Source organism: Azospirillum sp. 11R-A (genome assembly GCF_049472615.1).
Taxonomy (GTDB): Bacteria; Pseudomonadota; Alphaproteobacteria; order Azospirillales; family Azospirillaceae; genus Azospirillum; species Azospirillum palustre.
This window is the reverse complement of the sequence record NZ_JBCEBL010000048.1, coordinates 1-24262: the sequence shown is the minus strand read 5'-3', so window position 1 is coordinate 24262 and position 24262 is coordinate 1. Positions and strand designations below refer to the sequence as shown.

The window sequence follows — 24262 nt, the reverse complement described above, 5'->3', positions numbered from 1 at the left end:
TGGAGCGGTTCCTGTCGTTGCCGTGGGTGGGCGATCCGGCCCAGACGATGCCCACCTTCAGCCCGCCCCCGTCCTTTGCCGCACCCTTCAGCCGCTCGCCCCAGCGCGCAACCAGATCGGGCTCCGCCGACAGGTAGGGAACGCGGGACGGCACGGTCTCCAGCCGGGTGCCGAACAGGGCCGGCAGGCTCATCACCGGGAGCTGGACGTCGAAGTCGGGCAGCGGCGCCCCGGTCAGCGCCACGGTGACGCCGGGCAGGCTGCGCAGCACCGGCAGCAGCGCATGCTGGCATTCCAGGAGGATGGGCCGTTCGCCGTCCGCTCCCCCCTTCTCCGCCCCGACCATCTGCGCCAGCAGCGGCAGGTAGCGCACGCATTGCAGCACGTCGCCGAAACCCTGCTCCCAATAGACCAGCAGCCGCCGGCCCCGCAGCGGCGATCCATCCCAGCGCGGCTTGGAGAAGCTGCGCTGCGGCGATGGCAGCTGGCCATGCCTCCAGCGCCATTCATAGCCTCGCCAGCCCCGGACGAAATCGCCCAGCAGAAGCCGGACCAGGGATTCGTTCCAATGGGCGCCGGCGAAATCCGGCTCCAGCGTCGTGGCCCGGCGGAAAGCCAGCAGCGCCGCCCAGAAGCTGCCCCGGTCCTTCACTGTGGATCCCAGATTGCTGTAGGCGCCGCTGTGCTGCGGATTCAGCGCGATTGCCCGGCGGAAGCGGCCTGCGGCCTCCTCCAGCCGATAATCGGTGCGCAGCATGGCGCCGAGGTTGTTGGCGTATTCCGCCTCCATCGGGTCCAGCGCCGCCGCGCGGGCGAAGGCCTCGCGTGCCTCGTCCGGGCGTTTCGACCCCTCCAGCAGAAGGCCCAGTTCGTTCAGCACCGCCGGCTGGGCGGGCTCGAGTCTTGTGGAGATCTGGTAGGCCCGGATCGCCTCCTCCCGCCGGTCGAGCTGGATCAGCAGCGATGCCAGATTGTTCCAGCTGTTCAGCGACCCCGGAACCAGCGCCACGGCTTGCCACAGCAGGGCGACCGCCGTTTCCTTCCGGCCGGCCAAGGCATGCAGCAGCCCCATGTTGTTGACGGCAGGGGCGAAATGCGGATCGCTGGCCGCGATCTGGGCATAGAGTCTCCCGGCCTCGTCGGCACGGCCGGCTTTCTGGAGGCCGACCGCCATCGTGAAAGCTTGCTCGATGTTCATGGGGGCCGCGGCGCTTCGGTTGGGGAACGGCGGGATCAGTAGCATGAAGATGCCGGAGCATGAAGATGCCGGCTTCTGCGAAGAGCGCCCCCCGGCGTCCTGCCTCCCCCGGCGCTCCCCAGGCTTCCATCCGTCGCGACCCGCTGCCCTCCGCATGATGGCTGTTGCATCGCACTCCCCACCCCCGCATCAATGGCGCTCGTCGAACGGGGAGTGTGGCGGACGGCATGGCGCGGCTTCTGCTGATCAATTACGAGTTTCCGCCGCTCGGCGGCGGGGCGGCCAACGCCACCGACAACACCGCCCGCGAACTGGCAGCATTGGGCGAGGAGGTGCTGGTGCTGACCTCCGCCTTCGGCGACCTGCCGCGGGTGGAGCGGCGGGCCGACGGTGTGGAGATCCGCCGCATCCCGACCCTGCGCCGCCGCCGCGACCGCAGCTCGGTGGTGGAGATGCTGGCCTTCCTCGCCAGTTCGCTGGTGATGGCGCCGTGGATCGCCGCCCGCTGGCGGGCGGACGCCACCATCGCCTATTTCGGCCTGCCCTGCGGCCCTGCCGCCTGGATGGTGAAGGCGCTGTCCGGCGTGCCCTATGTCGTCAGCCTGCGCGGCGGCGACGTGCCGGGCTTCCAGTATGACGGCATTTCGCTCTACCACCGGCTGGCCGGGCCGGTGATCGGCTGGCTGTGGCGCCGGTCCTCCGCCGTCGTGGCCAACAGCGATGGGCTGGCCGGGCTCGCCCGCCGCTTCGCCCCGGACCAGCCCATCGCCATCATCCCCAACGGTGTCGACGCCGCCCGCTTCTCGCCCGCCGATGCCGGGCCGGCCGATCCAAAGACAGTCGATCCAGGGATGGTCGATGCCGGAAATGCCGGCGACCGCCTGTCGCTTCTGTTCGTCGGCCGGGTGGTGCGGCAGAAGGGACTGGACGTGCTGTTCGAGGCGCTCGCATCCCTGCCCGCCGGGACGCGCGGCCGCATCGGCCTGACCATCGTCGGCGATGGCCCGGCGCGGCCGGAGTTGGAGGCGCAGGCTGCCCGGCTTGCCCTGTCGGAGCGTATCGTCTTCCGCGGCTGGCTCGGGCGCGACGAGCTTCCCGCCGCGTATCGCGCCGCCGACGCCTTCGTCTTTCCATCGCGCGACGAGGGCATGCCCAACGTGGTGCTGGAGGCGATGGCCGCCGGCCTGCCCGTGGTGGCGACCCGCATCGCCGGCAACCGCGATCTGGTGGTGGAGGAGGAGACCGGCCTGATGCTGGACGCCGACGACACGCCTGCGCTTGCCGCGGCACTGGCACGTCTGGCTGAGGACCCGGCCCTGCGCCGCCGCCTGGGCGAGGGCGGACGCCGCCGGGTGGTCGAACATTTTTCCTGGCGGGCCGTTGCCGCCGCCTACCGCGACCTGATGCTTGCCGGCCGCGCCTCGGCGGGACGGGTTCCATCGGCGCAGGCGGAATGAGGGACGCTGCCGGTCCCGGATGAGGGAACCCAAGCGACCGGCGGTCAGGCCCCCGCTCCAAGCTGTTCGTCGACGAACCCCCGCAGGGCGCCGGCGACGCTCTCGACCACCGGCGCCCAGTCGCCCGGCCCGGTCTGGTTGAACAGGCGCATGGTTGGATACCAGGGGGTGGTCCGACGGCCGGTCAACCAGCGCCAGCACCCGTCGAAGCGCGACAGGACCCAGACCGGCTTGCCCAGCGCTCCCGCCAGATGGGCGACCGACGTGTCGACGCAGATGACGAGGTCCAGGGTGGAGATCAGGGCCGCGGTGTCGGCGAAATCATTCACCTCGTCCATAAGGTCCACCACCGCCATGCCGCGGGGCGGTGTGCGCGCCTGCAGTCCGGCCGCTCCCTTCTGCAGGCTGAAGAAGATCGCGCCGGGCACGGCGGCCAGGGGAGCCAGCTGGGACAGGGCCATGCTGCGCCGCTGGTCCGTCGCGTTGGCGTGCAGCATGTGGGGACGCGGATCGCCGGCCCAAACCAGCCCGACCCGCACCCCGCCATGGACGGGAAGCCGCCGTCGCCACAGCTCCATGTCCGCGGGATCGGGGGCAAGGTAGGGAATTTGGGCCGGGATGCTGTCCAGCGTCGTGCCGAAGAAGCCGGGCAGGCTCAGCAGCGGCGTGTGGACGTCGAAATCCGGAACCGGATCGTTGACGGCGTGCACCGAAGCGATCCCCGGCATGCGTTCCAGCAGCCGCACCAGCCCCGGCTGGGCAACCAGCATCACCCGCCCGGCACGCCCGGTCCCTGTCCGCTCTGCAAGAAGCGGCACGTAGCGTGCGAAATGCAGCGTGTCGCCATGCCCCTGCTCGGCATAGACGAGGATGCTGCGGCCATCCAATGGCTCTCCCTGCCAGCGTGGCTGGGACAGCTTCGGCAACGGAAGCTGCCCGGTCCGCCACCGCCATTCGTAATGCCTCCATCCTTCTGCGAGAGCGCCTGACTTCAGCAGGGTCAGCGAGAGGTTGAAATGGGCGTCCGCATTCTCCGCGCTGCGGGCCAGAACCTGACGGAAGCACTGCTCCGCCGCCGCCAGCTCGTTGCGGGACAGGTGCACGATGCCGAGGTTGTTGCCGGCTGCGAGGTTGCCCGGATCGAGACGCAGGGCGCGCCGGCACTCCTTTTCGGCCTCGGCATAGTCGGCGAACCGCTTGGCCCGGGTCCGGAGCGCATGGCCGAGATTGCCATAGGCGTCGGGGTGGTCCGGTTTCAGCGCGATGGCCTGGCGATAGCGGGTGCGGGCAGCGGCGGCCTCGCCCAATTCCCACAACGCATTGGCCATGTTGTTGTGGGGGCTCGGATAATCGGGCCGCAGCAGCATGGCCCGGTGGTAATGGGGCTTGGCCGCCGCATAGCGTTTCTGCATCAGGCAGCTGCTGCCCAGCCCGTTCAGTGCTTCCGGGTGATCGGGTTTCAGCGCAATGACGCGCCGGTAGACCTGCTCCGCCGCGGCAAGCTCCTGGCGCTGGATGAAGAGGTCGCCCAGGGCCTGGGGGTGGTCGATGACGAGCGGCTCCACCCGCATGGCGCGGCGCAGGGCCGTTTCCATCCTGCGGGGATCGCCGGACCCGCGGGCGACGCGACTGAGATGGCCGATGGCTTCCGCCTGGTCGGGCTGGAGTGACAGCACACGATGGTAGAAGGCCTGCGCCTCGCTGAAGCGTCCGAGGTCGAGCAGCGCATGGGCCAGATTGATCGCACCTTCGGTCCGTTCCGGCGCCAGGGCAATCGCCCGGCGGCCGCTGGCGCGGGCCCGATCCGGCTGGCCGAGAAGCTGGAGGGCGCGGGTGAGGTTGATGACGGGTTCGGCGTAGCCCGGACGCAGCGCGACGGCCCTGCGATACGCGGCCGCCGCCGCCGCCATGTCGCCCTGCGTCCGAAGCCCCTCGCCGGTGCTGTTATGGTACTCGGCACGGTTGCAGGCGATGCGCAAGGCACGGTCGAACAGCGCCAGGGCACCGGCTTCCCGCTGGGATTGCAGCTCGGTCAGCCCCAGCAGGTGCCAGGCATCGCCATGGGCCGGCTCCAGCGCGAGCAGGGCGTGATAGATCCCCGCCGCCCCGGTCAGGCGACCGGCGCGATGGGCGGCGATTGCCCTGGTCAGAAGGCTGCCGGCCGGCGGTGTGCCGGCTTGGCCCGCTTCAGCCCGTTCCGCCCCAGCCCGTTCCCCCTGAGTGTGGCCGGCGCCCCTGGTCTTGCTGATCCTGTCCAAAGCGACGTATCCCCAATCGACCCGGATGACGGCCTGAGCGATGGCCCGAACGATGGCGGCCGACCGCAGTGCGGAGGCTAGCCGGACAGGCTTAACCCTCGGCTAATCGAGAGAGGCGGCCGCCCCGATCACGCCAATCCGTCCAGGGAACGGCGACCGGCGACCACCGCCTGCAATTCGGCGGAGATCGCCGCGACGACGCTGGTCCAATCCCCCGGCGCCGGCTGGCGGAACAGCCTTGCGGTCGGATACCAGGGGCTGTCGGTCCGCCCCTCCATCCAGCGCCAGTCGGCGGCGAATGGCAGCATGATCCAGACCGGCCGGCCCAGGGCGCCGGCGAGATGGGCCGGTGCCGTGCAGGAGGTGATGACGAGGTCCAGTCCCGCCATGATCGCCGCCGTGTCCGCGAAGTCGCGGATCCTGTCGCCCGGATCGGTGACGGTCGCGGGCAGGATATGTCCGGCCAGGTCGCGACGTCCGTCCCCCACCTGCAACAGGACCATGTGCAGGCCGGGCAGCGTCAGCAGGGGGGCAACGGCCGCGAAGCGTGGAGACCGCTGGCGGTCGCCGCCGAAGGTCGGGTTTCCCGCCCACACCAGCCCGACCTTCAGCCCGGCGACGCCCGACAGTTGCGTGCGCCACGCCGCCGCATCCTCCGGTGCCGGATGCAGATAGGGCACCCCGCCGGGAATGCTGCCGCGGTCGGTGCCCAGCAGGTGCGGCAGGCTCAGCAGAGGGGTCCATGCGTCGATCCGCGGCATCCGGTCGCCATCCGCCACCGCGTGGCGCACCCCGTCGCCGCGCGCCATCAGGCGCTTCAGAGCGGGCGAGCAGAGCATGGTCAGTGTTCCGCCGCTGCGCTCCACCAGCTTGGCATAGCGCACGAACTGGATGGAGTCGCCTTCGCCCTGCTCCGCCACCGCCAGCAGGGAGACGCCGTTCAGAGCCCCGCCGCGCCAGCGGGGAGCGGGCCTGTCGAGCACGGGCGCAGGCAGTGGTGCCGCGCCGTAGCGATGCTCGTACCAGCCGAAGCCGGTGCGCAGGTCGCCGCGGCGCAACAAGGCGAAGCCGAGATTCTTCGCCGCCTCATGGTGGTCGGGGGCCAGTGCAAGCGCCTGTCGGAAACAGGCTTCCGCCCTGGCGGTCTGGCCGGCATCGAACAGGACCGCGCCGAGGTTGCACAGGGCGTTCGCATGTTTGGGCGCCAGGCTCAGCGCGCGCTTGAGCGCCATGATGGCGTCCGCGTCGCGGCCGGCTCTGCGCAGCTGGCTGGAGAAGTTGGACCAGACCTCCGCATGGCCGGGTTCGACCGCAATCGCCCGTTGGAAGCAGCGCATGGCCAGAGCGCCGTGGCCGAGCTGGCCGGCCAGGGTGCCGATGTTGGCATGAACGGGGCTGTACATCGGGAACCTGCCCGCCGCCCGGGTGAAGGCTGCGACCGCCGCCGTCCGGTCGTCCTGCCGCAATGCGAGCAAACCGGCCTGGAACTCCGGGCTGTGCATGGGATCGATGACGGCGGCGTCTGGGAGGGCGGGCATGGGGACCGTGATGGCTCTGCGGCCGGCTGGGGGCGGCTTTCCGGTGATCCACGCTTCAAGCGATACCGCTTGGAACGATCACACTCTAGCCGGGATCGGCATGTCCGCAAGGCCGTCCCATCCGGAACTGCCCTGCTGTAGAGTGGCGGCCCTTCGTCCTGCACCGCCGTTTCGAACCTCCGAGTTCCCGCGTGACCAAAAACGCCCAAGGTCCAGACACCCAAGGCCCGGATGTTCAGGCAAGGGTGGAGAGCGCTCTTCGCCATGCGATCGATGCCCATCGGGACGGGCGCCTTGCCGATGCGAAGCGCGGCTACGCCGGAGTGCTGTGCATGGCCCCGGCCGACCTCGGATTGGTTCTGCTGATGGCGCTGGTCGAGGGGACGGAGGGGAAAACCGTTCGCTGGCTGCCCAGGGTTGCGTTGCTGCCGGCCGGCGATGCCGCCTTCGAACGGCTGCGCGAGGTCATGCTTTCGATAACGACGCATCGGCTGTCCGTTCGGCTTGAGGACGGAGCGACCGATCAGGCCGGTGTCGCGCTGGAGCGGCTGGTGGAGGCGCTGCCGCCGCATCGTGCCCTGTTGCGCCTCCTGGCTCTGGTCCGCTTCATCCAGGGACGCGAGGCCGAGGCCGGCGAGCTGCTTGCCCGCGTGTCGAGCCTTGCCGCCGATGGGACCGCCGGCGAGGCCGCCGGCGCCGTGCCGGTGCGGGAGGCCGGGCTGGAGCGGGCATTGCGTGCGCTTGAGAAACGGCGCAGGGACCATCGGGTGGTGGGCAGTGTGGTGATCCCGGCCTATCGGGTGGAGGGATGCATCGGGCGTGCCCTGGACAGCGTGGATCGGGCGGTGCGCTATTACCGGCAGGAGGCCGGCGATCCGGACGCACGCTTCCATATCTGCGTGGTCGACGATGCTTCGCCGGACGGCACGGTGGAGGCGGTCCGGGCGTGGTCGCGGGCTCATCCCGACCACAGCCTGTCGCTGATCGCCAACAGCGGCAACGGTGGGGCGGGGCGTTCGCGCAACCTTGGGGCAGCCATGGCCATGGGGCCGTACCTGTGGTTTCTCGACGCCGACGACTGGTTTCTCGACCGCCATCTCTGGGTGACGGCCACAGTGCTAGACCGTCATCCGGAGATCGGTTTCGTGCGCACCGGCATCCGGTTCGACAGCATCGACCGCGACATCACCCCGGTCTGGCGCTCGGCCTCGGAAGTGACCTATCCCTGCAATCTGGCTGTGCGCCGGGTCTGCCACGACCTGATCGGCGGCTTTCCCGACGAGGAACCGTTCAATCCGGCCGGGCCCGAGGATGTCTGCTACAGCAAGTCGCTGCAGTCGCTGTTCGCCGGTGTGAAGACCGAGGAACAGACGGTTTGCTATACGCTCGGCGACGGGAATGTGTTCGACAGGTTGAAGGCGGACATGCTGAGCGGCCGGCCGCCTGGACAGGGGGCGCCGCCGGAACCGGTCCATCTGGCGGCGGAGCTTCTGATCCGCCGCCGGCTCTATGCCCTGGAGGCCAAGCGGGGAATGGCCTGGGATGGGCCGCCCATTCTTCCCGGCAGAAGCCGGGCGGATGATCCCCCTGCGATGGAGCCCGGACGGCACGACGCCCACAACGCCCATGACGGCCGGCCGGACAGTGCCGTCACCGCACTGCGCGCGGCGGTGGCGCTCGATCCCGGCCGTATCGAGGGGTGGAACAGGCTTGCCATGGCGATCCATGCGGCACAGGGGCCGGCGGCTTCGGTCGCAGCCTTCCGCCGGGTGAGGCTGCTGCTGCCGGAAACGGCGTCCACCCACCTCAATCTGGGCAATGTGCTCTTCGATTCCGGACGCTGGCCGAGCGCCGAGACGAGCTTGCGGCAGGCTTTGGCGCTGGACCCTGCGCGCGCCTATGCGCTGTTTCAGCTTGGCCGGGTGGCCGGCCGGACCGGCCGGGCGGATGCGGCCTGCCGGTTGCTGGCCCGTGCCGCCCGGCTGGAATCGCCGACTTCCCCCACCGCGGCCGACATCGGGGCGGAAATGGCCCTTGCGCTGCGTGACTGCGGCCGCTGGCAGGATGCCGCCCGCCAGGGTCGGCGGACCGCGGCCCTGGTTCCCGGCCGCTATGACGTTCACCTCGCGCTCGCCGCCGCCGCCGAGGCGGAAGGACGCCCCGCAGCTGCGCTCTCCGCCTATGAGCGTGCGATCCGCTGTCATCCGGGATTCGGCGAAGCCTTCACCCGGCGGGCCGTCCTGCTGCTGCGGCAGAGCTGGAAGGCCCCGGCGCCGCGCTTGGCGGCCGGGCATGCCGGACGGCGCCTCGCCGCGACGGAGCTGGGGCGCAACGGCCGCTTCGGCAACCAGCTGCTTCAGTACGGCTTCCTGCGCCTCTATGCCGCCCGCCACGATCTGGATCTGGAGGTGCCGGACTGGGTGGGGCGTTACCTGTACGATTGCGACGATCCTCTGCCCGGCGCTCCGCTCCCCCGGGTTTCGGAGGAGGACCATGACGTTTTCGCCTCGCTGTCCGGTGCGGCACCGGTTCGGGCGGAATGCGATCTCACCGGCTATTTCTGCCGCCATACCGCGGCACTGGCGCCGTACCGGACGGATTTCCGCAGGCTCTTCATGCCCGGCCGGTATCTGTGGCCGCGCGCCGACGCGATCGAACATCGTCTGCGCGCACGGGGGCGGACGGTTGTCGCCCTGCATCTGCGGCGGGGCGACTATGGCTGGGGACGGTTCTGGGTCGCGCCGGAGCTGTGGTATCGGACATGGCTGGAACGGCTGTGGGCCGATCTGGACTCGCCCGTTCTCTATCTGGCAACCGACGCGCCGGAACTGGCCGAGGCCTTCGCTCCCTTTTCCCCCATTCTCGCCACCGACCTGGATACGCCTCTGGCGGGTGCCGAGTTCTTCACCGATTTCCATGCGCTGTGTGTCGCCGACGTGCTGGCGATCTCCAACAGCACCTTTTCCTTCACGGCAGGCCTGCTGAACCGGACCGCCCGACGGTTCGTCCGCCCGGATCGTCATCGGCGCATGCTGGTGCCGTACGATCCCTGGGACGCCGAAATCCTGCTTTGAACCGACGCCGGGCCGGCCGTCACAACCGACATTCCCGAAGATTGCCCTGTAAAAACCGGTAGAGCAGCCGCACATCCGCGGCAACCTATGGATATGCAGCGCAAGGGAATTCGAAAAGATGTTTGCTCATTTTCATGATAATTTGATATTAACTCAAGTAGTAATACTTTAGTGATTATGTGTTTTAAAGTCTTCTGAGAATGATGATTTTGGTTATTTATTGAAATATAAAAATACTGCGCAAATTAACGCGATTAACAATCAATTTTACTTACAACTTTTGCGAGAAATTTTTAAAGAAAGAAGAGAAATCCAACGAGTCTATGGTTTCAATTGACGGTATGTTTACTTTGATTTTTTTAATCTTTAGGGGATGAGATTTGTTTGTTAAGTGTCTTAATAGAGAAATAGATTTTCCGGAAGCGATTATTTGCTTTCCGTTCTTGATGTCGTCGTGTGCGAACGGTTTGGCACCGGTACCCATCGATCGGCCCCGACTCCGAAGCTCGGCGTGATCGGCCGAGGACCCTCGACATCGTCTTTCCCGACTCTCCCAAGCTGCCGCGTGTGAGGAAATTATGGCCGGAACCGTCAACGCCACAGGAACCACCACCACGACCTCGTCGCCGAGCACCATCATCGGCAGCACGGGGGTGGACGTCGTCACCCTGGGCAACGTCGGCAACACCATCGCGGTGAGGACGCTCGAGACGCTTGTCGGCAGTACCGGCCTCGACTTCATCACCTTCGGCAGCGGCGGCAACACCACCATGGTGAGCTTGCTGGATACGCTGATCGGCGGTTCGGGCAACGATGTGGTCTACGGCTCGACCTACGGGGCGACGATGGCGGTCTCGCTGATCGAGACGCTGACCGGAACCTCAAGGGCTGCGGCTGAAGACATCATTCTGGTGGGGACGGGCGGCAACACGATCCGGCTGGACTGGATCGACACCCTTGTCGGCAGCACGGCGAAGGACGTGCTTTCTTTCGGCACTGTCTCCGCCACCAGTGGCAGCTCCATGCTGGTGTCGCTGGTGGAGACGATCATCGGCGGCTCCGGAACGGAGTTGATCACTCTCGGCGGCGCCGGCACCACGATCAGCATTCAGGATCTTTCCACGCTGATCGGCACCACGGGCGTGGATGTCGCCCAGATCTCCTCGACCGTGGGCACGACAATGGCCGTGTCCCTGATCGATACGCTGATCGGCAACAGCGGCTTCGATCTGATTACCGGAGGCAATCTGGCAACCCCCCTCAGCTTGGCTGTCTCAGGGGTTGATGCTATTTATGGTAATAATACTGGTTATCAAGACTATATAAAGCTGCTCGGAACGGGCGGCACCACGACCATCATCGGCGCGGTCGAAACCCTTATCGGCACGGCCGGCAACGACGTCGTCGATATGAGCAAGGATGTCGGAACTGTAAAGTTCGGCACCGCTATCGCCAGCACCATGCACGTCACCAGCGTGGAAACCCTGCTGGGCGGTACCAGCGCCAATACGATCTACATCGATCAGACCGAAGGCTCGACCATCAGAGTCTCGATGCTCGACACCGTGTTCGGTACCACCGGTACCGACGTCATGGTGATGACGAATGTCAACGCCACCGTCGGCAACACGATCCGCATCGATCTCTACGAAACGATCATTGGCAGCACTCTCAATGACATGATCGTCCAGGTCAAAGGCTACGGTTCGACGCTTATGGTTTCGGGCGTGGAGCAGTTGGCCGGCGGCATCGGCAAGGACGTCTACATCCTCGCCGACGTCGGCGGCGCCACGGTCAGCACCATGGGCGTGGATACCCTGATCGGAACGTCCGGAAACGACGTCATGGCAGGGCTCAATTTCGGTCACTACGAGCAGTCCACGGCCGATCCGTCGAAGCCTGGCGGCTCCAATCTGTTCGGATTGCCCCTGACGCTGGCGGTCTCGCAGGTCGAGACCGTGTATGGCGCCCGCTATGTGGGAGTGGTCGTCAGCACTCAGGACCTCCTCGCGCTGGTCGATAACGGCTCGACCGTGCAGATCAGCGGGATCGAGACGCTCGTCGGCTCCGCGGGGCAGGACCAGGTCACGATGTTCAGCAGCGGTGCCAGTTCCACCACCGGCCAGAACATGTGGGTATCGGGGATCGAGACGCTGACCGGATCCGCCGATCTGGACATCATCCGCACCGACACCAGCGGTATCACCATCCAGCTGAGCGCCATCGAAACCTTCCTCGGCGGCGGCGGTCTGGACCTCATCATGCTGGGCAGCACCGGCAACACGATGGGGGTCAGCGGCGTCGAGACGGTCATCGGCGGCACCGACAAGGATGTGCTGTCCTTCGCCAGCAGCCTCAATGTCGCCATCGGCGCCGTCGAGACGGTGACGGGCGGCATCGGCAGCGATGTGGTCAGCCTGCTGGGTGGCGGCAACACCATATCGCTGGCGGGAATCGAGACGATCCTGGGCCTGGGCGGCGGCACCGACGTCGTCATGCTGAGCGCCGCCTACAACACGGTGTTCGCGTCGGCGATCGAGACGCTGATCGGCGGCACCGGCACGGACATCGTCACGCTGGGCAGCGGTGGCAACACCATGCTGGCGGCCGGGTTCGAGACGCTGACCGGCGGCGCCGGCACCGATGTGGTCGTTCTCCAGGGGTCCGCCGGCAACACCGTAACGATCTCCAATCTCGAAACCGTCGTTGGCGGCGGCAGCGTCGACGTGCTGGTGCTCAACGTCTCGGGTGGAACGCTGTCGGTCAGCACCATCGAGACGGTGGTCGGCGGCACCGGCACCGATGTGATCACGCTTGCCGGGACGGCTGGCAACAGCATTGCGGTCGGCGGCGCCGAAACCCTGATCGGCGGCGCGGGCCGTGATGTGGTGCAACTGGCGTCGGGCGGGAACACGGTCCTGGTCGGCGGGCTGGAGACGCTGACCGGTGGCGTGGGCCTCGATGCCGTGACGCTGGACAGTGCCGGCAACAGCATGCTGGTCGGCGGTGTGGAAACGCTGCTCGGCGGCATCGGCGTCGACATCGTCGCATTGGCCGACGGCGGCAACACGCTGGTCCTGTCCGGGCTGGAAACCCTGCTCGGTGGAGCGGGCGTGGACGTGGTCACGCTGGGCACCATCGGCAACACGATCCTCGCCACCGGCATCGAAACGCTGGTCGGCGGCGCCGGAAGCGATGTGTTCGCTTTCGATTCCACGGTCGCCGGCACCAGTGCGGTCAACGGTTTCAGCAAGGACGACGTCCTCCGCGTCATCGGCGCCACCCTGACCGGTCCGGTCACCAGCGGCACCGGAACCGCCGTCGCCGCCGGGTCGATCCAGCTCTCCTCCTCCGGAGGGGTGACGACGCTCTACATCAACACCGCGGCCACCACCGGTGCGGCCACCCGCATCGTCACGCTGGACGGCCTGTACACGCCGGGCAACTTCTCGGTTTCCGGCAACAGCGTCACGTTGATCCAAAGCTCCCTGACCGGCCCCTTCCTCGATGCCGCGTCGGATGGCGGGACCGTCGGCGACGACATCACCAACGTCACGGCCCCCACCTTCACGGGCGCGGCCGAGGCCAACAGCGTCGTCACCCTCTATGACGGCGGGACGCTGCTGGCCACCGGCACGGCGACATCGGGTGGCGCATGGGCGATCTCCGGCACGCTGAGCGAGGGGACGCACACCCTGACCGCGGTCGCCGTGACCACGGCAAGCAACACGGCCACCTCATCGACGGCATTGACCGTCACCATCGACAGCACGATCGTCGCCCCGAGCGGGCTCGCTCTGGCCGCCGGGTCGGACAGCGGCGCGAGCGCCGGCGACCGCATCACCAACATCGCCGCGCCGACCGTGACCGGCACGGCGGAGGCCAACAGCGCCGTCACGCTCTATGACGGGACGGCGGTCGCCGGCACCGGCACGGCGAACGGCAGCGGCGTCTGGTCGATCACCAGCACCACGCTCGGCAGCGGCGACCACACCCTGACCGCCGTCGCGGTGGATGTGGCGGGCAATAGCTCCACCGCCTCGACCGGCCTGACCGTCACCATCGACACGACGACCGCCGCCCCGACCGGCTTGGCGCTGACCGCCGGCTCGGACAGCGGGGCGAGCAACAGCGACGGCATCACCAGCGTCGTCGCCCCGACCGTCACCGGCACGGCGGAGGCCAACAGCGTCGTTACCCTCTATGACGGGACGGCGGTCGCCGGCACCGGCACCGCCGACGGCAGCGGCGTGTGGTCGATCACCAGCACCACGCTCGGCAGCGGCGCCCACACCCTGACCGCAACCGCGGTGGATGTGGCGGGCAACAGCTCCACGGCGTCCGCCGGCCTGACCGTCACCATCGATACCACCGCACCGGGGGTGACGACCGGTCTGGCCCTGGCCGTCGGGTCGGACAGCGGATCGAGCAACAGCGACCGCCTGACCAACGTTGTCGCTCCGACCCTCACCGGGACGGCGGAAGCCAACAGCGTCGTCACGTTGTATGACGGCACAGCGGTCGCCGGGACCGGGACGGTGAACGGCAGCGGCGTGTGGTCGATCACCAGCGCCACGCTCGGCACCGGCGCCCATACGCTGAGCGCGGTGGCAGTCGACGCGGCCGGCAACAGCTCCACGGCCTCCACCGGTCTGGCCGTTACCATCGACACCACAACCGCGGCCCCGGCGGGACTCGCTCTGGCCTCCGGTTCGGACAGCGGGGCGAGCGCCGGCGACCGCATTACCAATGTCGCCGTTCCGACCGTCACCGGCACGGCGGAGGCCAACAGCGTCGTCACCCTCTATGACGGGACGGCGGTCGCCGGCACCGCCACTGCCGATGGCAGCGGCGTGTGGTCGATCACCAGCTCGACCTTGAGCAGCGGCGACCACACGCTGACCGCCACCGCGGTGGATGCGGCGGGCAATACCTCCACGGCCTCGACCGGCCTGACCGTCACCATCGATAGCACGAGTGCCACCCCGACCGGTCTTGCCCTGGCCGCCGGGTCGGACAGCGGGGCGAGCAGCAGCGATGGCATCACCAGGATCGTCGCACCGACCGTCACCGGCACGGCGGAGGGCAACAGTGTCGTCACGCTCTATGACGGGACTACGGTCGCCGGGACCGGGACGGCGAACGGCAGCGGCGTGTGGTCGATCACCAGCTCGACCTTGAGCAGCGGCGACCACACGCTGACCGCCACCGCGGTGGATGCGGCGGGCAATACCTCCACGGCCTCCAGCGGCCTGACCGTCACCATCGACACCACCGCACCGGGGGTGCCGACCGGTCTGGCGCTTGCCGCCGGGTCCGACAGCGGGGCGAGCACCAGCGACCGCATCACCAATGTCGCCGCCCCGACCCTCACCGGGACGGCGGAAGCGAACAGCGTCGTCACCCTCTATGACGGGACGGCGGTCGCCGGCGCCGGGACGGCGAATGGCAGCGGCGTGTGGTCGATCATCAGCGCGACGCTCGGCAGCGGTGCCCATACGCTGACCGCAAGAGCGGTCGACGCAGCCGGCAACAGCTCCACGGCGTCCGCCGCCCTGACCGTCACCATCGACAGCACGACCGCGGCCCCGACCGGTCTGGCCCTGGCCGCCGGCTCGGACAGCGGGTCGAGCGCCGTCGACCGCATCACCAAAATCGTCGCGCCGACCGTCACCGGGACGGCCGAGGCCAGCAGCGTCGTCACGCTCTATGACGGGACGGCGGTCGCCGGAACCGGGACGGCGAACGGCAGCGGCGTGTGGTCGATCACCAGCGCCACGCTCGGCAGCGGCGATCACACGCTGACCGCCGTCGCTGTGGATGTGGCGGGCAATACCTCCACAGCGTCCGCCGGGCTGACGGTCACCATCGACACGACGACCGCGGCCCCGACCGGTCTGGCCCTGGCCGCCGGGTCCGACAGCGGGTCGAGCAACAGCGACCGCCTGACCAACATCATCACCCCGACCCTCACCGGTACGGCGGAAGCGAACAGTGTCGTCACCCTCTATGACGGCACCGTCGTCGCCGGGACTGGGACGGCGAATGGCAGCGGCGTGTGGTCGATCACCAGTTCCACGCTGAGCAGCGGTGCCCACACACTCACCGCGACCGCGGTGGATGAGGCGGGCAACAGCTCCACGGCGTCCGCCGCCCTGACCGTCACCGTCGACCGTACGAGCGCCGCGCCGACCGGTCTGGTCTTGGCCGCCGGGTCGGACAGCGGGTCGAGCGCCAGCGACGGCATCACCAGGATCGTCGCCCCGACCGTCACCGGCACGGCGGAGGCCGACAGCGTCGTCATGCTCTATGACGGGACGGCGGTCGCCGGAACCGGGACGGCGAACGGCAGCGGCGTGTGGTCGATCACCAGCGCCACGCTCGGCAGCGGTGCCCATACGCTGACCGCAAGGGCGGTGGACACGGCCGGGAACAGCTCCACGGCGTCGGCCGGGCTGACGGTCACCATCGACAGCACGATCGCGGCCCCGACGGACCTGTCGCTGGCCGCCGGATCGGACAGCGGATCGGGCAGCAGCGACCGCATCACCAAAATCGTCGCACCCACCGTCACCGGTGCTGCCGAAGCGAATTCGGTGGTCACCCTCTACGACAACGGCACGGCCGTCGCCACCGACACGGCGAACGCCAGCGGAAGCTGGAGCATCACCAGTTCCACGCTCGCCGGCGGCGACCACACGCTGACCGCCGTCGCGGTGGATCCGGCGGGCAATACCTCCACCGCCTCCACCGGTCTGACCGTCACCATCGACAGCACGACCGCCGCGCCGACCGGTCTGGCCCTGGCCGCCGGCTCTGACAGCGGGGCGAGCAACAGCGACGGCATCACCAACGTCATCGCGCCGACGGTGACCGGCACGGCGGAGGCCGACAGCGTCGTCACCCTCTATGACGGCACGGTCGTTGTCGGCGCCGGTACGGCGAACGGCAGCGGCGTGTGGTCGATCACCAGCGCCGCACTCGGCAGCGGCGGGCATACCCTGACCGCCCGGGCGGTGGATGTGGCTGGCAACAGCTCCACGGCGTCCAGCGGCCTGACCGTCACCATCGACACCACGGCACCCGGCGCCCCGACCGGTCTGGCCCTGGCCGCCGGCTCGGACAGCGGATCTGGCAGCAGCGACGGCATCACCAACGTCGACGCGCCGACCGTCACCGGCACGGCGGAGGCCGGCAGCATCGTCACGCTGTATGACGGCAGCGCGGTCGCCGGCACCGGCACGGCCAACGGCAGCGGCCTCTGGTCGATCACCAGCACGACCCTCGGCGCCGGCGCCCATACGCTGAGCGCGCGCGTGGTGGATGTGGCGGGGAACAGCTCGACAGCCTCCACCGGTCTGGCGATCACCATCGATACGACGTCGGCAACGCCCGGCGGTCTGGCGCTTGCGCTGGGCTCGGACAGCGGGGCGAGCGACAGCGACCGCAACACGAAGGTCACCACCCCCACGGTCAACGGCACGGCCGAGGCGAACAGTGTGGTGACGCTGTATGACGGCGCCACCGGCGTCGGCACGGTGACGGCGGATGCCGCGGGCCTGTGGTCGCTCTCCACCCCCTCCCTGGCCGATGGCGTCCATACCCTGACCGCGCAGGCGGTCGACGTGGCCGGCAACACCTCCACGGCTTCCACGGCGCTGACGGTGACGGTGGATGCGACGGCGCCGAACGCGCCCACCGATCTGACGTTGGACCCGGCGTCCGACAGCGACACGCAGGGGGACAACACCACCACGGTGCGGACGCCGACGATCACCGGCACGGCCGAGGCGAACTCGGTGCTGTCGCTGTTCGACGGAAGCAACCTGCTCGGCACCACCACCGTCGACACTGCGGGCAGCTGGTCGATCGCCTCGTCCGAATTGGGGGTGGGGGCCCACACCCTCACCGCGCTGAGCGTCGATCTGGCCGGCAACACCAGCACCGTGTCCGGCAGTCTGGTGATCACCATCGGCAACCCGCTGCAGGGTGCCCCCTCCACGCCGCAGCTGGACACCGGGTCCGACAGCGGCACCGCGGGCGACCGTCTCACCAATGTGGTGACGCCGACGCTCACCGGTACGGCCGAGGCGGGCAGCACGATCTCGATCTATGAGAGCGGTACGCTGGTCGGGTCCGCCACCGCCGATTCCGTGGGAGCGTGGTCGGTGACCACGACGACGCTGACCGGCGGTGCGCACAGACTTTATGCAACCGCCGTGTCGGGCGGCACGCTCCTCGGCTCCTCCTCGGCGCTGACGGTCACCATCGATGCGTCGGTGCCCACCACCCCGTCGATCCCGGTGCTGGCGGTGGCGGCCGACAGCGGCGTGGCGGGTGACGGGATCACGCGCGTCACCACGCCGACGCTGTCGGGCACCGCGCAGGCCAACAGCGTCGTCACGCTCTTCGACGGCGCCACCGCCATCGGCACGGTGACGGCGGACGCATCGGGTTTGTGGTCGATCCTCACCGGCACGATGTCGGATGGCGCCCATACGCTGACCGTGCGTGCGATCAATGCGGCCGGCAGCACCAGCGAAGCGTCGACCGCACTGGTGCTGACCATCGACACCAGTTCCACCACTCCTTCCGGCCTCGCTCTGGCGGCGGCCTCCGACAGCGGAACGTCGGGGGATGGCATCACCAATGTGGTGGCGCCGGCGGTGACCGGCACCGCCGAGGCCGGAAGCACGGTCCTGCTTTACGAAGGAACCAGCCTGATCGGCCAGACCACGGCCGATATGGCCGGTGCCTGGACCATCACGGCTTCCCCCCGTGGCGACGGCACCCACAGCCTGTCCGCTTTGGCAATCGATGTGGCCGGCAACACCTCCACGGCCTCCGCCGGCCTGACCGTCACCATCGATGTGACCGCACCGGGTGCACCGGCCGGTCTTGCCCTGGCCTCCGGCTCGGACAGCGGGTCGAGCAACAGCGACCGCCTGACCAACGTCGCCGCTCCGACCGTCACCGGGACGGCGGAGGCCAGCAGCGTCGTCACCCTCTATGACGGGACGGCGGTCGCCGCCACCGCCACCGCCGACGGCAGCGGCGTGTGGTCGATCACCAGCACCACGCTCGGCAGCGGTGATCACACGCTGACCGCCGTCGCGGTGGACGCGGCCGGCAACAGCTCCACCGCCTCGACCGGCCTGACCGTCACCATCGACACCACCGCACCGGCTGGCCCGACCGGTTTGGCGCTGGTCTCCGGCTCGGACAGCGGGTCGAGCGGCAGCGACCGCATCACCAACATCGTCGCCCCGACCGTCACCGGCACGGCGGAAGCCAACAGCGCCGTCACCCTCTACGACGGTACTGCCGTGGTGGGCACCGGCACGGCGAGCGCCCGCGGTATCTGGTCGATCGCCAGCACCACTCTGGCCAGCGGCGATCACACGCTGACCGCCACCGCGGTGGACGAAGCGGGCAACACCTCCACGGCCTCGACCGGCCTGACCGTCACCATCGACAGCACGAGTGCCACCCCGACCGGTCTGGCGCTTGCCGCCGGGTCGGACAGCGGATCGAGCAACAGCGACCGCATCAGCAATGCCGTCGCCCCGACCATCACCGGCACGGCGGAAGCCAGCAGCGTCGTCACCCTCTATGACGGGACGGCGGTCGCCGGGACCGGGACGGCGAATGGCAGCGGCGTGTGGTCGATCATCAGCGCGACGCTGAGCGGCGGCGATCACACGCTGACCGCCACTGCGGTGGATGTGGCGGGTAACACCTCCACGGCGTCCACCGGCCTGACCGTCACCATCGACACCACAACCGCGGCCCCGGCCGGCTTGGTCCTGGCCTCCGGTTCGGACAGCGGATCGAGCACCAGCGACCGCCTGACCAACGTCGCCGCGCCGACCGTCACCGGGACGGCGGAAGCCGGCAGCGTCGTCACCCTCTATGACGGGACGGCGGTCGCCGGCACCGGGACCGCCGACGGCAGCGGCGTGTGGTCGGTCACCAGTTCGACGCTCGGCAGCGGCGACCACACGCTGACCGCAACCGCGGTGGATGTGGCGGGGAACAGCTCCGCGGCGTCCACCGGCCTGACCGTCACCATCGACACCACAACCGCGGCCCCGGCGGGGCTCGCTCTGGCCTCCGGTTCGGACAGCGGATCGAGCAGCAGCGACCGCATCACCAGGATCGTCGCCCCGACCGTCACCGGCACGGCCGAGGCCAGCAGCGTCGTCACCCTCTATGACGGTGCCACCGCCGTCGGCACCGCCACTGCCGACGGCAGCGGCGTGTGGTCGGTCACCAGTTCGACGCTCGGCAGCGGCGACCACACGCTGACCGCAACCGCGGTGGATGTGGCGGGGAATACCTCTGCGGCGTCCACCGGCCTGACCGTCACCATCGATACGACGACCGTCGCGCCGACCGGCTTGGCCCTGGCCTCCGGTTCGGACAGCGGGTCGAGCAACAGCGACCGCATCACCAACGTCGCCACGCCGACCGTCACCGGGACGGCGGAGGCCAACAGCGTCGTCACCCTCTATGACGGGACGGCGGTCGCCGGCACCGGCACTGCCAATGGCAGCGGCGTGTGGTCGATCACCAGCACCACGCTCGGCAGCGGTGGGCATACGCTGACCGCCCAGGCGGTGGACGTTGCGGGCAACAGTTCCACGGCTTCCACCGGCCTGACCGTCACCATCGACACCACAAGTGCGGCGCCGACCGGTTTGGCTCTGACCTCCGGCTCGGACAGCGGGTCGAGCGGCAGCGACCGCATCACCAAAATCGTCACCCCGACCGTGACCGGCACGGCTGGAGCCAACAGTGTCGTCACTCTGTACGACGGTGCCACCGCTCTCGGCACCGCCACTGCCGATGGCAGCGGCGTCTGGTCGATCACCAGCACCACCTTGAGCAGCGGCGACCACACGCTGACCGCGACAGCGTTGGATGTGGCGGGGAATACCTCCACGGCCTCGACCGGTCTGACCGTCACCATCGACACCACAAGTGCGGCGCCGACCGGTCTTGCCCTGGCCTCCGGCTCGGACAGCGGATCGAGCGGCAGCGATAGCATCACCAATGTCGCCTCGCCGACCCTCACCGGCACGGCCGAGGCCAGCAGCGTCGTCACCCTCTATAACGGGACGGCGGTCGCCGGGACCGGCACCGCCAATGGCAGCGGCGTCTGGTCGATCACCAGCACCACCTTGAGCAGCGGCGATCACACGCTGACCGCAACCGCGGTGGATGTGGCGGGAAATACCTCTACGGCGTCCGCCGGCCTGACCGTCACCATCGATACGACGACCGCCGCGCCGACCGGCTTGGCCCTGGCCTCCGGTTCGGACAGCGGGTCGAGCGCTAGCGACCGCATCACCAACGTCGCCACGCCGACCGTGACCGGCACGGCGGAGGCCAACAGCGTCGTCACCCTCTATGACGGGACGGCGATCGCCGGCACCGGCACTGCCAATGGCAGCGGCGTCTGGTCGATCACCAGCGCCACCTTGAGCAGCGGCGGGCATACGCTGACCGTCCGGGCGGTGGACGTTGCGGGCAACAGCTCCACGGCGTCCGCCGGCCTGACCGTTACCATCGACACCACCGCACCGGGGGTGCCGACCGGTCTGGCGCTTGCCGCCGGATCGGACAGCGGATCGAGCACCAGCGACCGCATCACCAGGATCGCCGCCCCGACCGTGACCGGGACGGCGGAGGCCAACAGCGTCGTCACCCTCTATGACGGGACGGCGGTCGCCGGCACTACCACTGCCAATGGCAGCGGCGTCTGGTCGGTCACCAGCACCACGCTGAGCGGCGGCGATCACACGCTGACCGCCGTCGCGTTGGATGCGGCCGGGAACAGCTCCACGGCCTCCAGCGGTCTTGCCATCACCATCGACACCACAAGCGCGGCCCCGACCGGCTTGGCCCTGGCCGCCGGCTCGGACAGCGGGTCGAGCACCAGCGACCGCATCACCAGGATCGCCGCCCCGACCGTGACCGGCACGGCGGAGGCTAACAGCGTCGTCACCCTCTATGACGGGACTGCGGTCGCCGGCACCGGCACCGCCAACGGCACCGGCGTGTGGTCGATCACCAGCTCGACCTTGAGCAATGGCGACCATACGCTGAGCGCCATCGCGGTGGATGTGGCGGGCAATACCTCCACGGCGTCCACCGGCCTCACCGTCACCATCGACACCACCGCACCCGGCGCGCCGACCGGTCTGGCGCTCACTCCGGATTCCGACAGCGGTCTCAGCAACACCGACCGGGTCACCGGCGTGAGGCAGCCGGCACTGGTCGGTACGGCCGGTGCCAACGCCACCGTGGTGCTCTACGACGATGCGGCCGCGCTGGGCACCGCCACCGCCGACACTAACGGGTTGTGGACCATAACCGCCGGAGCCTCGCTGACGGACGGCGAGCACACGTTGACGGCCACGCAGATCAACAGCGTCGGCAACACCTCCGTCGCGTCGACGGCCCTGGTGATCACCATCAACGCGACGCCGCCGACGGTGACCGGCGTGGTCATCGGCGACGGGCCGTACGCGCTGGGGGCCGAGATCTTGATCGAGGTCACCTTCAGTGACAACGTCGTCTACACTGGGACGGACTCCACCCTTGCCCTGACCGTTGGGACCAACACGCGTCAGGCCAGCTTCGTGGAATCGTTCGGGACGTATGTCACCTATCGCTACATCGTCCAGCCCGGAGACGAGGATGCGGACGGCGTGACGGCCGTCGCCAACGGGTTGACGCTGAACACCAGCACGATCCGCGACGCCAACACCAACAACGTGGTGTTGACCTATGCCGCGGTGACCAACGCGAACGCGCCGTCCCTGATCTATCCGGTCGGCAGCACCGGCGGCACGACGATCACGCTGGCCCAGTACAGCACCATCCTCGGCAATGCCGGCACCGACGTCATCACGTTGGGCATGGCCGGCAACACGGTCGAGATCTCTGCGCTGGAGACCCTGACCGCCTCGGATGGTTCGGACGTCATCAGCATCGGCGCGACCGTGGGCACGACGCTGCTGCTGTCCAATGTGGAAACGCTTCTGGGCGGCACCGGCAAGGAGTGGATCGCGCTGGGCACGGCCGGCGGAACGCTGCTGGTGAGTGGTGTGGAGACGCTTCTGGGCGGCGTCGGCACCGATGTGGTGACGCTCCTGGATGCCGGCAGCACCGTCTACACCGCCGGCATCGAGACGCTGACCGGCGGGACCGGCATCGATGTGGTGATGTTCGCCAACACCCTGGGCAACACCCTGACGCAGCGGTCGGTCGAAACGCTGATCGGCGATGCCGGGAACGACGTCCTGCTGCTGGACAGCGCCGGCAGCACCGTTGCGGTCGGCCTGTTCGAGACCATCACCGGCAACATGGCGGTCGATCTGGTTTCCCTGGTCGGCGGCTTCGGCAGCACCCTGTCGGTCAACGGGTTGGAAACGCTGCTGGGCGGGGCCGGCACCGACATCGTCACCATCGGGACCGCCGGCGGCACCCTGCTGGTTTCGGCGCTGGAGTCGCTGACCGGCAGCAGCCGCAGTGACTTGGTGTCGCTCGGCACCGCCGGCAACACCCTGGCCGTCACCGCGGTGGAAAGCCTGTTCGGCGGAAACGGCACCGACGTGATCACGCTGGGTGGGACGGCAGGCTCGACGCTGTTCCTCTCCCTGGTCGAGAGCATTGTCGGAACCGTGGGCACCGACCTGCTGACGCTGGGCACCGTCGGAATCACGCTGTTCGTCTCGGCCATCGAAACCATCGTCGGCGAACTGGGATCGGATGTGCTGGTGCTGGCCGGTGCCGGCTCCACGATGCGCGTCGGCGCCATCGACACCCTCACCGGCGGTGCCGGTACGGATGTGGTGACGCTGGCCGGCAACGGCGCCACCATGAAGGTCGATCTGCTGGAGACGCTGACCGGCAGCGCCGGCAACGAGATTCTCACCTTCGGGACAGCGGGCATCACTCTGCTGGTCACTGCCATCGAGACGCTGACCGGTGGTGCCGGCACCGATGTCGTCACGCTGTCCCAGAGCGGCAGCACGGTGGTCGTTTCAGGTCTGGAAACCCTTCTGGGCGGTCAGGGGACCGACATCGCTGCGTTGGGAAGTGTCGGCAACACGCTGTTCGTCTCTTCCATCGAGACGCTGACGGGTGGTGCCGGCACCGATTCCGTCTTCTTCTCTTCCGGCGGCAACACGCTGGCTCTCCGCAGCATCGAGACGCTGACCGGCAACAGCGGCACCGATGTGGTGACGCTGCTGAACGATGGCGGCCCGATGCAGATCGGCCTGTTCGAAACCATCGTCGGCAGCGCGGGCAACGATCTCGTCGCCTTGGGCAACGCCGGCAACACGTTGGCGGTGTCGCAGCTTGAAACGCTGTGGGGCGGGTCCGGCCTGGACGTGGTGACGCTGGGGTCCGGCGGCAGCACTTTGGCGACCGTCGCGGTGGAAACGCTGATCGGCGGCAGCGCTCTGGATGTGGTGACGCTGGGCACCGCCGGCACGACGGTGCGGATCGTCGGCATCGAGTCCGTCACCGGCAACAGCGGGCGCGACGTCGTCCAGTTGTCGGAGAGCGGCGGCACCTTCATCGTCAATTTGCTGGAAACGCTGGTCGGCAGTTCCGGCAGCGACGTGGCGGTGGTCGGCGAGCTTGGCGGCGGCTCGACCCTGCTGATCGCCGGGCTGGAGATCCTGGTCGGCAGTTCCGGCTCCGACATCGTCACGCTCAG

6 protein-coding genes are annotated in these 24262 nt (G+C 68.7%); 3 read left to right on the top strand and 3 right to left on the bottom strand.

From position 1 onward, the window contains the following. The coding region (locus tag VH569_RS34080; protein WP_423321579.1) for a tetratricopeptide repeat protein at nt 1-1198 on the bottom strand (1198 nt) is incomplete at its 3' end. Nucleotides 1199-1425: 227 nt separating this feature from the next. Between VH569_RS34080 and VH569_RS34075 the strand changes: the two genes are divergently transcribed. Then, nucleotides 1426-2655, top strand: a complete 1230-nt coding sequence (locus VH569_RS34075; protein ID WP_423321577.1) for a glycosyltransferase family 4 protein — start codon at nt 1426-1428, stop codon at nt 2653-2655. A 44-nt stretch (nt 2656-2699) separates the two neighbouring features. Here the strand turns inward: VH569_RS34075 and VH569_RS34070 are convergent, their stop codons facing one another. Together VH569_RS34070 and VH569_RS34065 are read right to left on the bottom strand one after the other, a co-directional pair. Continuing rightward, nucleotides 2700-4913, bottom strand: a complete 2214-nt coding sequence (locus VH569_RS34070; protein ID WP_423321575.1) for a tetratricopeptide repeat protein — start codon at nt 4911-4913, stop codon at nt 2700-2702. Between the two features lie 128 nt (nt 4914-5041). After that, nucleotides 5042-6451 carry a tetratricopeptide repeat protein gene (locus VH569_RS34065; RefSeq protein WP_423321574.1) on the bottom strand — a complete coding sequence of 470 codons (1410 nt, stop codon included), beginning with the start codon at nt 6449-6451 and terminating at the stop codon, nt 5042-5044. A 245-nt stretch (nt 6452-6696) separates the two neighbouring features. Here VH569_RS34065 and VH569_RS34060 point away from each other — a divergent pair, with 245 nt between their 5' ends. Beyond that, nucleotides 6697-9525 carry a glycosyltransferase gene (locus tag VH569_RS34060; RefSeq protein WP_423321573.1) on the top strand — a complete coding sequence of 943 codons (2829 nt, stop codon included), beginning with the start codon at nt 6697-6699 and terminating at the stop codon, nt 9523-9525. A 578-nt stretch (nt 9526-10103) separates the two neighbouring features. Continuing rightward, nucleotides 10104-24262: Ig-like domain-containing protein (locus tag VH569_RS34055; RefSeq protein ID WP_423321571.1), on the top strand; the 14159-nt coding region annotated here is incomplete at its 3' end.